The sequence below is a fragment of the Pseudonocardia endophytica genome (assembly GCF_004339565.1).
Lineage (GTDB): Bacteria > Actinomycetota > Actinomycetes > Mycobacteriales > Pseudonocardiaceae > Pseudonocardia > Pseudonocardia endophytica.
In genome coordinates this window covers 1,405,122-1,418,011 of record NZ_SMFZ01000002.1, presented here as the reverse complement: position 1 = coordinate 1,418,011, position 12,890 = coordinate 1,405,122, and the positions used below count along the sequence as shown (strand labels likewise).

Genomic DNA, 12,890 nt, shown 5'->3' with positions numbered 1-12,890 from the left:
CGAGATCTCCGCGCCCCGTCCCGCGTGCCGGGCGCCACACCGCCACGGGCTCTGGTTGACAGCGGCGCCGGGGCGGCGTTGTCTCGATGACGTGACGCGCATCCAGCTGCTGACGCGCCGTCGTCACGTGGACCTGCGCCGGGTCACGTCCCAGGGCTGTCGCTGAGCACGGAACCCGACCCGTCGCCGTTCGCCCGGAAGGCAGTCCCTCCATGTCCGACCCGGACCTGCATCTCGCCGTCGCGCTGGCCGACTGCGGCTGGCACCCGGCCGCGTGGCGCGAGCCGTCCGCCCGCCCGGACGCCGTGCTCGGCGGCCGCTACTGGACCGAGCTCGTCACCGAGGCCGAGCGCGGCCTGGCCGACCTGGTCACGATCGAGGACGGCCTCGGGCTGCAGTCGAGCTCGCCGTTCCGCCCGGACGACCGCACCGACCAGGTCCGCGGCCGCCCGGACGCCGTGCTGGTCGCGAACCGGGTCGCGCCGCTGACCGGGCGGATCGGCATCGTGCCCAGCCAGGTCGTCACGCACACCGAGCCGTTCCACGCGTCGAAGGCGATCGCGACCCTGGACTGGGTCAGCGAGGGGCGCGCCGGTGTGCAGGTCCGCACGTCGTCGCGCCCGGACGTCGCGGAGCTGTTCGGCCGGCGCACGATCCCGGCGTTCGACCGGGACGCCCCCGGCGCCGACGACGAGGGCCCGATGGCCGAGATCTTCGACGAGGCCGCGGACTACGTCGAGGTCATGCGCAGGCTGTGGGACAGCTGGGAGGACGAGGCCGAGATCCGCGACGTCGCGACCGGCCGGTTCGTCGACGTCGACAAGCTGCACCACATCGACTTCGAGGGCGCGTACTTCTCGGTGCGCGGGCCGTCGATCACGCAGCGCCCGCCGCAGGGGCAGCCGCTCGTCGCCGCGCTCGCGCACCGCACGGTCGCCTACCGGCTCGCGGCCCGCTCCGCCGACCTCGTGTTCGTCACCCCGCACGACGACACGGACGCCGTCGGGATCCTGGAGCAGGTGCGCGACGAGCAGGAGCGGGCCGGGCGCGGCGGCGAGCCGGTGCACGTGCTCGGCGAGCTGGTCGTGTTCCTGGAGCCGGAGACGCGCGCCGCGCACGACCGCAAGGACCGCCTGGACGCCCTCCTCGGCCGCGCGCTCGTCAGCGACGCGTACGTGTTCGTCGGCACACCGTCCGAGCTGGCCGACCTGATCCTCGACTGGCGGCAGGCCGGCCTGTCCGGCGTCCGGCTGCGCCCCGGCGTGCTGCCCGACGACCTGCACCGCATCACCCGCGAGCTCGTCCCGGAGCTGCAGCGCAGGAACGCGTTCCGCACCGGGTACACGTCGGACACGCTGCGCGGCCACTTCGGACTCGACCGACCGTCGAACCGCTACGCGGCATAGGAGGAACCCATGCCCCGCAAGCAGATCCACCTCGCCGCGCACTTCCCCGGCGTGAACAACACGACCGTCTGGAGCGACCCGGAGGCCGGCAGCCACATCGAGTTCTCGTCGTTCGCGCACTTCGCGCGCACGGCCGAGCGGGCGAAGTTCGACTTCCTGTTCCTCGCCGAGGGCCTCCGCCTGCGCGAGCAGGGCGGCAAGATCTACGACCTGGACGTGGTCGGCCGCCCGGACACGTTCGCGATCCTGGCCGCCGTCGCCGCCGTGACCGACCGGCTCGGACTGGCCGGGACAATCAACTCTACGTTCAACGAGCCGTACGAGGTGGCCCGCCAGTTCGCCTCGCTCGACCACCTCTCCGACGGCCGCGCCGCCTGGAACGTGGTCACGTCCTGGGACGAGTTCACCGGCGAGAACTTCCGCCGCGGCGGGTTCCTGCCGAAGGAGAAGCGCTACTCGCGGGCCAAGGAGTTCCTGTCCGCCACCGGCGTGCTGTGGGACTCCTGGCGCGGCGACGAGGTGCTGGCGGACAAGTCCTCCGGCGAGTTCCTGTCCGACCCGGACGCCGGGCGGTTCCGGGTCCGCTCCGACCAGTTCGACATCGCGGGCCGCTTCGGCGTGCCGCGCAGCCCGCAGGGCCGCCCGGTGATCCTGCAGGCAGGCGACTCCGAGGAGGGCCGCGAGTTCGCCGCGTCCAGCGCGGACGCGATCTTCTCCAGGCACGCCGAGCTGGAGGCAGGCCGCGCGTTCTACGCCGATCTGAAGGGCCGCCTCGGCGCGTACGGCCGCGACCCGGAGGACCTGAAGATCCTCCCGGCGGCCACGTTCGTGCTCGGCGACACCGACGCCGAGGCCGCCGAGAAGGCCGACGTCGTCCGTCACCAGCAGGTCAGCGGCGCCACCGCGATCGCGTTCGCGGAGCAGCTGTGGAACCGCGACCTGTCCGAACTGGACCCGGACGGCCCGCTTCCGTCGTTCGACCCGGCCGTCGGCGACGAGCTGCTGTCCAAGGGGCGGGCGAGCGTGCGCCAGTACCGGGACCCGATCGCCACGGCGAACGAGTGGCGACAGGTCGCCGAGGCCAAGAACCTCTCGCTGCGCGAGCTGGTGATCCACATGACCGGGCGACAGACGTTCGTCGGCTCGGCGGCCACGGTCGCCGCGACGATCGACGAGTTCGTGCAGACCGACGCCAGCGACGGCTTCGTGCTGGTCCCGCACGTCACGCCCGGCGGGCTGGACGCGTTCGCGGACACCGTCGTCCCGCTGCTGCAGGAACGCGGGTCCTTCCGCACCGAGTACGAGGGCACGACGCTGCGCGAGCACCTCGGCCTCAAGCCGAGCCCGACGACCGTCGCCCCGGCCGACGTCGACGCGTCGTAGTCCCGAGTTGCGCGACGGCGGCGGCTCCGGCCCGATGGGCGTAGACCCGCCGACGGAAGCGAGACCATGAGCGACCACCCCCGGACCACGGTCGGCGCGTACCTGGCCACCCGCCTGGTCCAGCTCGGAGCCGACCACCTGTTCGGCCTGCCCGGCGACTTCAACCTGTCCCTGCTCGACGAGATGCTCACCGTCGACGGCCTGGACTGGGTCGGGTCGACGAACGAGCTGAACGCCTCCTACGCGGCCGACGGGTTCGCCCGTGTCGGGCGCCGGGTCGGCGCGTTCCTCACGACGTACGGCGTCGGGGAGCTGTCCGCGCTGAACGGGGTGGCGGGCAGCTACGCCGAGGACGTGCCCGTCGTGCACGTCGTCGGGATGCCGTCGCGGTCCTCGATGGACACCGGCGCACCGCTGCACCACACGTTCCTCGACGGCGACTTCCGCCGCTTCGAGCGGATGTCCGCGGAGATCACGGCGCACCGGACGGTGCTGGACACCGACGACCCGGACGATCTCGTCGCCGAGATCGACCGCGTGCTGCGCGGCGCGCTGGAGTCGGGCAAGCCGGTCTACATCGGAGTCCCGCTGGACGTCGCGACGGCGGCGGTGCCGTCCGGTCCGATCGCGACACCGCTGCGTGCCCCGCAGAGCGACACGCAGGCCGTCGCGGAGTTCACCGACGCGCTGCGCCGCCGGTTCGACGACGTCGACCGCGCCTGCCTGCTCGTCGGGCCGAAGGTCCACCGGTGCGCCCAGGAGGACGCGATCTCCTCGATCGCCGCGCTACCGGGCGTGCAGGTCGCGACGCAGTCCGGCTCGAAGGCGATCCTCGACGAGACGCACCCGGCCAGCCTCGGGACCTACCTCGGCGCGACGACCCGCTCGGACGCGGCGCGCGAGGCCGTCGACACGGCGTCACCGCTGGTCATGGTCGGCACCGTGCACAGCGACTTCACGACCGGCTTCTTCACCCACGGCTACGACCCGGGCGCCGCCGTCGAGCTGGCCGTCGACCGGGCGCGGATCGGGCGCGCCGTCTACCCGGGCGTGCGGATGGCCGACGCGCTGGCCGCGCTGCGCGACGTCGTCACGGCGAGTCGCCTGCCGCAGCTCGCGCCCGTCGACCTCCCGGCGACCGCCCCGGACACCGTCGAGGGCGACACGCTGGACCAGGAGCGGTTCTGGGGCGAGGTGCAGCAGTGGCTGCAGCCGTCGACGACCGTGATCGCGGAGGCCGGCACCGCGTTCTACGGCGCGCTGGACCTGAGTCTGGCCCCGGACTCGGACCTGCTCGGCCAGCCGGTGTGGTCCTCGATCGGCTACACGCTGCCGGCCACGCTCGGCGCCGGGCTGGCCGCGCCCGGCCGCAGGCCGGTGCTGTTCATCGGCGACGGCTCCGCGCAGCTGACGATCCAGGAGCTGGGCACCGTGTTCGCCCGCGGTCTCACACCGGTCGTGTTCGTGCTGAACAACAGCGGCTACACGGTCGAGCGGGAGATCCAGAGCCCGGACGCGGTCTACCAGGACATCGTCGGGTGGAACTGGACACAGGTGCCGTCCGCGCTCGGTGCTCCCGGCGTGACCTGCATGGCCGCGACCACGCCGGACGAGCTGCGGGACGCGCTGGCGAAGGCCGCGGGATCGCCGGACGCCGCGTTCCTGATCGAGGTCCACCTTCCCCGCCGCGACGCCCCGCGCCTGCTGGCCGAGCTGGCGCGCGGGATCAACACGTCGAACGCGTAGGCCGCGCACCCGTCGGCGACGGCGTGCGTGGGCCCCGGCCACGGATCCGGGGGCACGCACGCCGTCGCCCGTCCTCTACGCGGGCCCGCGGCGCAGCGCCCGCCGGGCCACGGCGAGCTGCATCGCCACCTCGGCCGTGATCAGCTCCGCGTGCAGCGGGGCGGCGTCGTCGTGGGCGAGCGCACGGTGGCGTTGCACCAGTGCCTCCAGGCCGTCGAGCAGCGTGCGGGCGGTGTCGGGGGTCGTCGCGGTGGTCATGATGTCTCCAGTCGAGGTCGTCGCGGGGTCGCCGGTTCCGGTCGGCGACGACACAGCGCCGCGTGCGTCCGCCCCTGGTCGACGTGCCTGCGGCGGGAGAGCGAGCTGCCGGTCACGACGCGACCGTCGCCTCGACCCGGGCTCCCCGCGACCACGACGCGAGACCCAGGTGGTCGCGCAGCGTCGACCCGTCGTAGGCCGTGCGGAACGCGCCCCGCCGTTGCAGCTCGGGCACCAGCTCGTCGGTGATCCGGTCCAGATCGGACGGGAGGCGGGCCGGGCGCAGCCGGTAACCGTCCAGTCCGGACCGCTGCCAGGCCGTCAGCATGTCCGCCAGTCCGGACGGCGTGGTGGCGACGACGGCGGCGTCGGAGTACAGCATCTCGTGCGCGTCGAGGAGGTCGAGGCGGTCCCGGGCCGCGAGGTCGGTGTCCTCGAGCAGGACGACCATGTCGCCGAGGATCCGCAGCGGCGGTCCGGTGCGGCCGACGTGGTGCTCGGCCTCCCTGACCTGCTCGACGACCGCGGCCGCGCCGAATGCGTCCACCGGCGTCGTGAGCACGACGTCCGCGGCGCGGGCGGCGAGACGGAACGTCTCCCACCCGTGACCGAGGGCGACCACCGGCGGATGACCCTGCGGGGGCCGGTCGGCCGCGCCGCCACCCGCGGACCAGCGCAGACGTACGGCGGCGACGGCGGAGGCCAGGTCGTCGAGCTGCTCGGCGTGCCGTGCCCGTGCGGCGGGTGTGCCGAGCGCGCGGTCGCCGGGAAGGCGGGTCTCGTCGGCGGGTGTGGTCAGCCGCCAGCCCGCGCGGCCGACCGAGTCGTGGTCCAGCGCGGCCAGCGCCGCGGCCAGGGGCGCCGTCCCGGTGGCGGTGACCGTCGGGACCAGCCCGATCCGGGTCGTGGACGGCGCGACGAGTGCGGCCACCCGCAGCGCGTGGTTGCGGGAGTCCGGGCCGTCCTCGACGGTGACGAGGTCGAGCAGGCCGCGCTCGGCCGTCGTGGCCAGGTCCACCCAGTGCCGTGCGGAGGCCGGGTCGGTGACGCGGGCGTCCGGGTCGTGCCGGGCGGCGGGATGCCATCCGACCCCGTCGAGCGCGACGGCGAGGTGCAGCGGCGCGCGCACGGGCGCGCCGGTATCCGATGTGGACATTCGGGATCGCTTCCTGCGGCACGGTCGGCCGCGGGGGTGGGGTCAGGTCCGGGGCGATCCGCCCTGACAGGCGGCGCTGGTCACCCGGAGCAGGTCGACATGGCGTCGGTAGCGCCCGCAGTACCCGGGGCGCCGCTCCGTCCTGCTCATCCCACGTCCTCCATCGTTCCCGGCGTGAGCACCTTCGCCCGCATCGGCGGGGGGTTGCTGCGGCGTCGTCGAGCCGGGTCTCTCGGCCGCTCTGGATGGTGCGTACTCCAGGGTAGGAACGCCCTCGCCCGCGAGCAACCGAACTTCCACCAGCCGGGAACGCCCGCCCCTGTCCGGACATCTCGCGCCGACCCACCACCCCCGAGTCGAACGACAGCTCCGTTCGCTCAGCCCCGAGGCGCGAGAGCTGCTCACATCCGGCGCGCGGTGTTCCCCGCCGGCACGGGTCGGCGTCGGACGCTTCGTCCTACGCCGGGACCGGGCCGTGCGGATGGTCCCCGTCGACGACGACGCGGTGCGCGTGCGTCCATCCCCGCCCGCTGCGGTGGGTGGTGGCGAGACGGACGTGCTCCGACACGTCGTCGTGGCGGTGGCGGACGAGGTCGCCGCCGCGGACCGGCCAGAGCGCAACGGCGATGCCCGCGCCGGCGAGGGCCAGCACGGCGAGCACACCCCACGCCACGCCGAACCCGGCCGAGGCGGCCAGCCAGCCGGTCAGCGGATAGGTGATCAGCCAGCACGCGTGCGACAGCGAGAACTGCGCGCTGAACAGGGCGGGCCGCTGAGCCGGGCCGGACGACCCGCGCAACAGACGCCCGGTCGTGACGGTGATCCACCCGGGCCCGAACCCGATCAACGCCCAGGCCACGACGGCCAGCGGCCAGGACGGCAGGGCGGCCAGCAGGAGGGCAGCCGTGGTCGCCCCCAGAGCGAGCACGGCACCGCCGAGCATCACGCTCCGGTCCGGCAGACGCCTGCTCACCGCAGGCGCGGACACGGCCGCGAGAGCGGTGCCCGCCCCGGCCGCGGCGAGCAGCAGCCCGACCGCCGACTCGCCGGCGCCGAGCAGGTCGCGCACCACGTTGACGGTCGTGACCAGGGAGATCGCGCCGGTCGCGGCCACCACCATGTTCAGCGCCAGCAGACCGCGCAGCTGCGGCGTGGACCGGAACAGGCGCAGCCCGAGGGACAGCCGGTCGGCGAACCGGCCCTGAGCGCGCTGCGCGGCCGGGACGGCCGTGGCCAGCACGAGGGCGGCCGAGCCGAGGAATCCCACCGCGGTGCCGACGAACAACGTCGAGTACGTGGTCACCGCCAGCGCGGCCGCGGCGAGCAGCGGGCTGAGCACGTTCTCCAGGCTGACCGCGACCTGCGAGGCGGACAGCGCCCGCGTGTAGCCCTCCTCGTCCGGCAGCACGTCGGGCAGTACGGACTGGAACACCGGCGTGAACGACGCGGACGCCGCCTGCAGCACGGCGATCAGCGCGTACACCTGCCACACCTGGGTCACCCACGGCAGGACCAGCACCACACCGGCCCGCGTCAGGTCGGCGGCGATCATGATCCGCCGTCGCGGCACCCGGTCGGCGATCGCGCCGACCAGCGGCGACACCACGACGTAGGCGACCATCTTGACGGCCAGGGCCGTGCCGAGCACCAGTGCAGCGCGCGAGCCGGCGAGATCGTAGGCGAGCAGGCCGAGCGCGACCGTCGTCAGCCCGGTTCCCACCAGCGCGACGACCTGCGCGGTGAACAACCGACGGAACCGCCCGTTGGCGAACAGCACGGAATACCTCCGGAATCGTCTCGCGATCAGCGTAGAGCGACAATTCCATTGCGTCGACGAATCAGATGCCAGAAGGAGGCAGTAAAGAGGTCGAGGCGACTGATATCGCAGGTCAAACGCCAGCTGGTCGCCGGGATGGTGCAGTTCCGCCAACGCCCGAAGAACCGTGTCGTACAGTTCCGCACCGAGCCGGCCCCGAACGTCGTCGTCGGCCTCGGCGATGGCGTCCCGTCCGATCCTGCGCGGCCGGTCGCCCTCTGCCGTGACGCGCAGTTCCGCGGTCCGGCCGCGCCCGCCGTCGCCGTCGCCGTCGCGCGTGACGGCGCCGCGCCGCTCCAGCGCGTCGACCGTGGGCCGTCGTGACCGTGCTGATGATCGTCCGTCCGGGCTCGACGACCGGCGCCTGACCCGTCACCCGAGATCGATGGCGGACAGACGCGCCGGGTCGGCGAGGATGTCGATCCCGGTGATCAGACCGTCGGAGACGGTGAACGCCAGCAACGCCTGCGGCCGCCCGTCGAGCACCCCGAGCGCGCCGGGGCGGCCGTCGACCAGCACGGAGTGACGGACCTGGTCGCCGGTGCGGTAGGCGGCCGCCTGCCCGGCCACCCGCTCCGCACCGTGCACCTCGCGGACCCCGCCGCCGGCGTCGACGCGCAGCACGACGTCCGGGGACAGCACCGCGACCAGGCCGGCGATGTCCCCGCGGTGCGCGGCGGCCAGGAACGCGTCGGCGACCTCCCGACGCTCGGCCCGGCCCCGCGGGTCCGGCGTCGCACCACGGACACGTCGCCGGGCCCGGCTGGCGAGTTGACGCGCCGCGGTCGGGGTGCGTTCGACGAGCGGGGCGATCTCGTCGAACGCCCATCCGAACATGTCGTGCAGCACGAACGCCAGCCGCTCCTCCGGGGCGAGCGCGTCCAGCACGACGAGCAGCGCCAGCCCGACGGCGTCGGCCGTCTCGGCGCTGGACTGCGGGTCGTCCGGCCCGTCCCGGACGACCACCGGATCCGGCAGCCGTTCCGGGAACTCCTCGCGGCGTGCCGTCCGCGACCGCAACTGGTTCAGCGCGACGCGCGACACGACCGTCGTCAACCAGGCGCGAGGGTTCTCGATCGTGCCGGTGTCCTGCGCGGCCCGCACGCGCAGCCACGCCTCCTGCACGGCGTCCTCGGCCTCGGCGTGCGAGCCCAGCACGCGCAGAGCCACCCGGCTCAGGTGTCCCCGATGCTCCTCGAACCCGCTCTCCAGATCCATCGCCGTCACATCCTCCTCGTCCGACGTGTCCTCCTTCCGGACACGCCGGATCCGACCGGTGTGACGACCCGAGGAGCAACCGTGACCGCACGCATGCAGAACCCCGTCCTCGTCGTTCCCGGCGCGATGGACGCGCTGATGGCGCTGGGCAAGGCCGAACGCGCCACCGGCATCTCCGAACACGTCCTCGAGCTGGTGCACCTGAGGGCCAGCCAGATCAACGGCTGCGGCGTCTGCCTGCACATGCACGCGGCCGCGCTGCGCAAGTCCGGCACCGCGGAGGAGAAGATCGACACGGTGGCCGGGTGGCGGGACGCGCCGTTCTTCTCCGACGACGAGCGCGCCGCACTCGAGCTGGCCGAGTGCATGACCCGGTTGGCCGACCGCGGCGACCCGGTTCCGGACGCCGTGTTCTCCGAGGTCGCGTCGCAGTTCGACGAGCGGCAGCTCGGCGCCCTGATCCTCTCGATCGCGCAGGTCAACCTGTGGAACCGGCTGAACGCCACCACCCACCAGGTGGCGGGCGCCTGGTGAGACGAACCTTGCCGGCTTGACACAGCTTTCCCCGTAGCGCACGCTTTCCATATAGAAAGTAGATGCAGACGGGAGAGAGCCATGTCGAACCCCTCCGAGCTGGACCAGGTCGCCGAGGCACGGCGGCGGATCGCGGCGCACGCCCAGTTCCCGCGCGTCTACTGGGTGCTCTACGTGCCCGTACTCGTGCTGATCACGGGCATGCCGCTGTGGATGTCCTACCTGCCGGGATCGTGGACCTACCTCTCGTGGGCGCTCGCGGCGGTGGCGCTCGCGTCCGCCGCGTACTCGGTGACCCGCCGGCGCAGGTCCGGGGTGCAGCTCGCGCGCGGGATCGGCGCGTACCCGTCGGCCCGGAAGTACTGGCTGGCCGGGATCGTCGTCGCGATCGGCGGCTACGTCGCCCTGCACCAGCTGGTCGGGAGCGGTCACCGGGGCATCGGGCTCGCGCTGCTGGTGCCGATCGCGGTCGTCGTGTTCGTCACGCAGGTGGCGACCCGGTCGGCCATGCGCGCCGACATCGAGGCGGGCCGGGTGCTCGGATGACCGACGGCGACACCGCGGACACCGGTGACGGGGCGCCGGGCCGGGACCCGCTGCTGGAGACCGGACCGCGCCTCGCCCTGTGCGCCCTGCTGCAGGGCGCCGAGTGGGTCGACTTCGCCACCGCGCGCGACATGCTCGACGTCAGCGACTCGGCGATCTCGAAGCACAGCCGCACCCTCGAGGACGCCGGCTACCTCGACGTGCGAAAGGGGTCGATCGGACGCCGTCCCCGGACCTGGTTCCGCCTGTCCCCGCGCGGCCGCGTGGCGTTGACCGGCCATCTCGCCTGGCTGACCAGCCTGAGCCGCGCCGTCGGCGATCGGGACACCGACGCGGCCGCGGCCGACGCCGGCGGCGGCGCGTGACCAACGCCACGGACCGGGTGTCGACCTCCGCCGGTACGGGTACGCGACGGTCATGACCGGCTCGCCGGAGAACACCCAGACCACCACGACCGTCCCCGAACTCGTCGGACTCCCCGCCGCCGAGGCGCACGACCGGGCTCTCGACGCCGCGTTGCTCGCTGTCCCGCGCAACGCCACGCACACCGGTGCGGGACGCGGCCCCGTCGCCGACCAGGACCCCGCCGCGGGCGAGATGCTGGAGCGCGGCGGCACCGTCCGCATCTGGATCGAGGGCGGTGCCGCACGGTCGGCGACCGACCCCGGCGACGGGCCGGACGGCTCCGGTGGCGGCGGGGGCGGCGGTGTCGGGCCGAAGCCCGCGCCGGTCGGACCCGCGGGCGGTGGCGTCGCCGGATAGGCGACGGTGTAGATCTCGACGGGTGCGCCGCAGCATCCATCTGAACGCCTTCGCCATGAACTGCGCCGGCCACCAGTCGGCCGGGCTCTGGCGCCACCCCGACGACCAGGGACACCGCTACACCGACCTCGAGCACTGGACGGAGCTGGCCCGGACCCTCGACCGGGCCGGCTTCGACGCGCTGTTCCTGGCCGACGTGCTCGGTGTCTACGACGTGTACGGCGGCAGCCGCGACGCCGCCGTCCGCGCCGGGACGCAGATCCCGCTCGGCGACCCGTTGCTGCTGGTCCCGGCGATGGCCGCGGTGACCTCCCGGCTCGGGTTCGGCGTCACGGTCTCGACCAGCTACGAGCACCCGTACGCGCTGGCCCGCCGGTTCACCACGCTGGACCACCTGACGAAGGGCCGGGTCGGCTGGAACGTCGTCACCGGCTACCTGCCCAGCGCCGCGGCGAACCTCGGGCTCCCGCACCGCCCGCACGACGAGCGCTACGCGATCGCCGACGAGTACCTCGAGGTCTGCTACAAGCTCTGGGAGTCCTCGTGGGAGGAGGACGCCGTCGTCCGGGACGCGGCGAACGGCGTCTACACCGACCCGGCGAAGGTGCACGACATCGACCACCACGGTACCTGGTTCGACGTTCCGGGGCCGTTCCTCTGCGAACCGTCGCCGCAGCGCACGCCGGTGATCTTCCAGGCGGGCGCGTCGCGGAGCGGGACGGCGTTCGCCGGGCGCCATGCGGAGGCCGTGTTCGTGTCCGGGCCGAGCACGGCGATCGTCGCGAATCAGGTCGCCGGCCTCCGCGACGCGGCCGCATCGGCCGGGCGCGACCCGGACTCGCTGACGGTGTACGTGCAGCTCGCACCGGTCGTCGCGCCGACGCGGGCCGAGGCGCACGAACGCTACGACGCCTACCGCGCGGCGAGCTCGCGCGAGGGTGCGCTGGCACTGTTCGCCGGCTGGACCGGCGTCGACCTGTCCGAGATCCCGCCGGACCGTCCGCTGCGCTGGGTGGAGACCGACGCCGGACGGACGGCGCTCGCGTCGTTCACCACCGACGACCCCGATCGCGAGTGGACGGTCGCCGAGATCGCCGACCACCTCGCCGTCGGCGGCCGGGGGCCGGTCTCCGTCGGGTCGCCTGCCGACGTCGCCGACGAGCTGGAGCACTGGGTCGACGAGACCGGCGCCGACGGGTTCAACCTCGCCTACGCGACGACTCCCGGCTCGTTCGTCGACGTCGCCGAGCTCGTCGTCCCGGAGCTTCGACGACGGGGGCGCATGCCAGCCGAACCGCCGTCCGGTTCGCTGCGCGAGGTCGTCGGCGGAGCCGGTCCGCGCGTCCCGGACGACCATCCGGCCGCCGTGCATCGCCCGCCGCGACCGCGGAACGCCGGGTAGGCCTCACGCCGCCCGCTCGCGGCGCAGCACGGTCAGCGTCGTCACCCCGTCCGGGTCGGCGACGGCGGACTCGCGGAACCGGAACTCCGACGGCGCGTCCCGGTCGAACAGCCGGTCCCCCTCGCCGACGGCGACCGGGAACGTGATCACGCGGTACTCGTCGACGAGGTCGGCGGCGGCCAGGGCACGGACCAGCGAGAAGCTCCCGATCACGACGACGTTGCGACGGGAACGCTCGTCGGCGACCCACTCCAGCACGTCGCCCTCGATCGCCTCCGAGTTCGACCAGGCCGAGGTGTCCACTCCGGACCGGGTCGCGACGCGCTTCGGCACCTCGTTCATCAGGCGCGCGTAGTCGGTGTCGCGGCCCGGCCAGACCTGGGCGAAGCTCTCCCAGGTGCGCCTGCCGTAGAGCTGGACGCCGTGCTGCATCCGCTCCCCCAGGCGGAACTTGTCGTCAGCGACCGGTCCCGTCCCGAACCGGAACGCCCAGCCGCCGTACCCGGTGCCGGACCGGCCGTCCGGGTCGGAGACCACGCCGTCGAGCGTGGCGAACGCGATGACGATGACGTCGGACATGGCGGGCTCCCTGGCGATGGGGCGGCCGCCGTCCGGCCGCCCGTCGAGACCACATACCGGTGGGAGGCGGCGGACTCATCGCGG

Annotated in this window: 15 protein-coding genes and 1 riboswitch; of the genes, 10 read left to right on the top strand and 5 right to left on the bottom strand. The window is 73.7% G+C overall.

Annotation, left to right across the window (positions count from 1 at the left end):
- Window positions 1-91 precede the first annotated feature (91 nt).
- The 4 genes from EV378_RS37150 to EV378_RS25495 all read left to right on the top strand — a co-directional run bounded on the left by EV378_RS37150 (window position 92) and on the right by EV378_RS25495 (window position 4,535).
- Window positions 92-166 (top strand): putative leader peptide, encoded by a 75-nt coding sequence (locus EV378_RS37150; protein ID WP_424511276.1) that lies wholly within the window; start codon window positions 92-94, stop codon window positions 164-166.
- A 46-nt stretch (window positions 167-212) separates the two neighbouring features.
- Entirely contained in the window at window positions 213-1,406 is a 1,194-nt protein-coding gene (locus tag EV378_RS25505; RefSeq protein ID WP_132429940.1) for an LLM class flavin-dependent oxidoreductase, read from the top strand.
- Between the two features lie 9 nt (window positions 1,407-1,415).
- On the top strand, window positions 1,416-2,789 hold the full coding sequence (locus tag EV378_RS25500; RefSeq protein ID WP_132429939.1) for an NtaA/DmoA family FMN-dependent monooxygenase: 1,374 nt from the start codon (window positions 1,416-1,418) through the stop codon (window positions 2,787-2,789).
- A gap of 66 nt (window positions 2,790-2,855) precedes the next feature.
- A complete protein-coding gene (locus EV378_RS25495) occupies window positions 2,856-4,535 on the top strand; it encodes an alpha-keto acid decarboxylase family protein (RefSeq protein ID WP_132429938.1) in 1,680 nt (559 codons plus the stop codon).
- A 75-nt stretch (window positions 4,536-4,610) separates the two neighbouring features.
- Here EV378_RS25495 and EV378_RS25490 read toward each other — a convergent pair whose 3' ends face one another.
- The 3 genes from EV378_RS25490 to EV378_RS25480 form a co-directional block, all read right to left on the bottom strand.
- A complete protein-coding gene (locus tag EV378_RS25490) occupies window positions 4,611-4,793 on the bottom strand; it encodes a hypothetical protein (RefSeq protein ID WP_132429937.1) in 183 nt (60 codons plus the stop codon).
- A 112-nt stretch (window positions 4,794-4,905) separates the two neighbouring features.
- A complete protein-coding gene (locus tag EV378_RS25485) occupies window positions 4,906-5,949 on the bottom strand; it encodes an LLM class flavin-dependent oxidoreductase (protein WP_132429936.1) in 1,044 nt (347 codons plus the stop codon).
- Window positions 5,950-6,106: 157 nt separating this feature from the next.
- Window positions 6,107-6,201, bottom strand: a riboswitch (SAM riboswitch).
- A 205-nt stretch (window positions 6,202-6,406) separates the two neighbouring features.
- Window positions 6,407-7,726 carry an MFS transporter gene (locus tag EV378_RS25480; RefSeq protein ID WP_132429935.1) on the bottom strand — a complete coding sequence of 440 codons (1,320 nt, stop codon included), beginning with the start codon at window positions 7,724-7,726 and terminating at the stop codon, window positions 6,407-6,409.
- Window positions 7,727-7,861: 135 nt separating this feature from the next.
- On the opposite strand from EV378_RS25480, the gene EV378_RS25475 reads away from it, so the two are divergent.
- Window positions 7,862-8,089, top strand: coding sequence for a hypothetical protein (locus EV378_RS25475; protein WP_132429934.1), 228 nt, complete (start codon window positions 7,862-7,864; stop codon window positions 8,087-8,089).
- Between the two features lie 48 nt (window positions 8,090-8,137).
- Here the strand turns inward: EV378_RS25475 and EV378_RS25470 are convergent, their stop codons facing one another.
- Window positions 8,138-8,983 (bottom strand): sigma-70 family RNA polymerase sigma factor, encoded by an 846-nt coding sequence (locus tag EV378_RS25470; RefSeq protein ID WP_132429933.1) that lies wholly within the window; start codon window positions 8,981-8,983, stop codon window positions 8,138-8,140.
- 81 nt (window positions 8,984-9,064) lie between these two features.
- Here EV378_RS25470 and EV378_RS25465 point away from each other — a divergent pair, with 81 nt between their 5' ends.
- The 5 genes from EV378_RS25465 (at window position 9,065) to EV378_RS25445 (ending at window position 12,227) form a co-directional block, all read left to right on the top strand.
- Window positions 9,065-9,517 (top strand): carboxymuconolactone decarboxylase family protein, encoded by a 453-nt coding sequence (locus tag EV378_RS25465; protein WP_132429932.1) that lies wholly within the window; start codon window positions 9,065-9,067, stop codon window positions 9,515-9,517.
- An 81-nt stretch (window positions 9,518-9,598) separates the two neighbouring features.
- Window positions 9,599-10,063: a hypothetical protein gene (locus EV378_RS25460; protein WP_132429931.1), complete on the top strand. Its 465-nt coding sequence runs from the start codon at window positions 9,599-9,601 to the stop codon at window positions 10,061-10,063.
- Complete coding sequence (locus EV378_RS25455) at window positions 10,060-10,428, top strand: winged helix-turn-helix domain-containing protein (RefSeq protein ID WP_132429930.1); 369 nt, start codon at window positions 10,060-10,062, stop codon at window positions 10,426-10,428. The genes EV378_RS25460 and EV378_RS25455 overlap by 4 nt, the downstream gene beginning before the upstream one ends.
- 52 nt (window positions 10,429-10,480) lie before the next feature.
- Window positions 10,481-10,825: a PASTA domain-containing protein gene (locus EV378_RS25450; RefSeq protein WP_132429929.1), complete on the top strand. Its 345-nt coding sequence runs from the start codon at window positions 10,481-10,483 to the stop codon at window positions 10,823-10,825.
- A 22-nt stretch (window positions 10,826-10,847) separates the two neighbouring features.
- A complete protein-coding gene (locus EV378_RS25445) occupies window positions 10,848-12,227 on the top strand; it encodes an LLM class flavin-dependent oxidoreductase (RefSeq protein ID WP_279389663.1) in 1,380 nt (459 codons plus the stop codon).
- Window positions 12,228-12,230: 3 nt separating this feature from the next.
- Here the strand turns inward: EV378_RS25445 and EV378_RS25440 are convergent, their stop codons facing one another.
- A complete protein-coding gene (locus EV378_RS25440; protein WP_132429928.1) occupies window positions 12,231-12,806 on the bottom strand; it encodes a dihydrofolate reductase family protein in 576 nt (191 codons plus the stop codon).
- Window positions 12,807-12,890 lie beyond the last annotated feature (84 nt).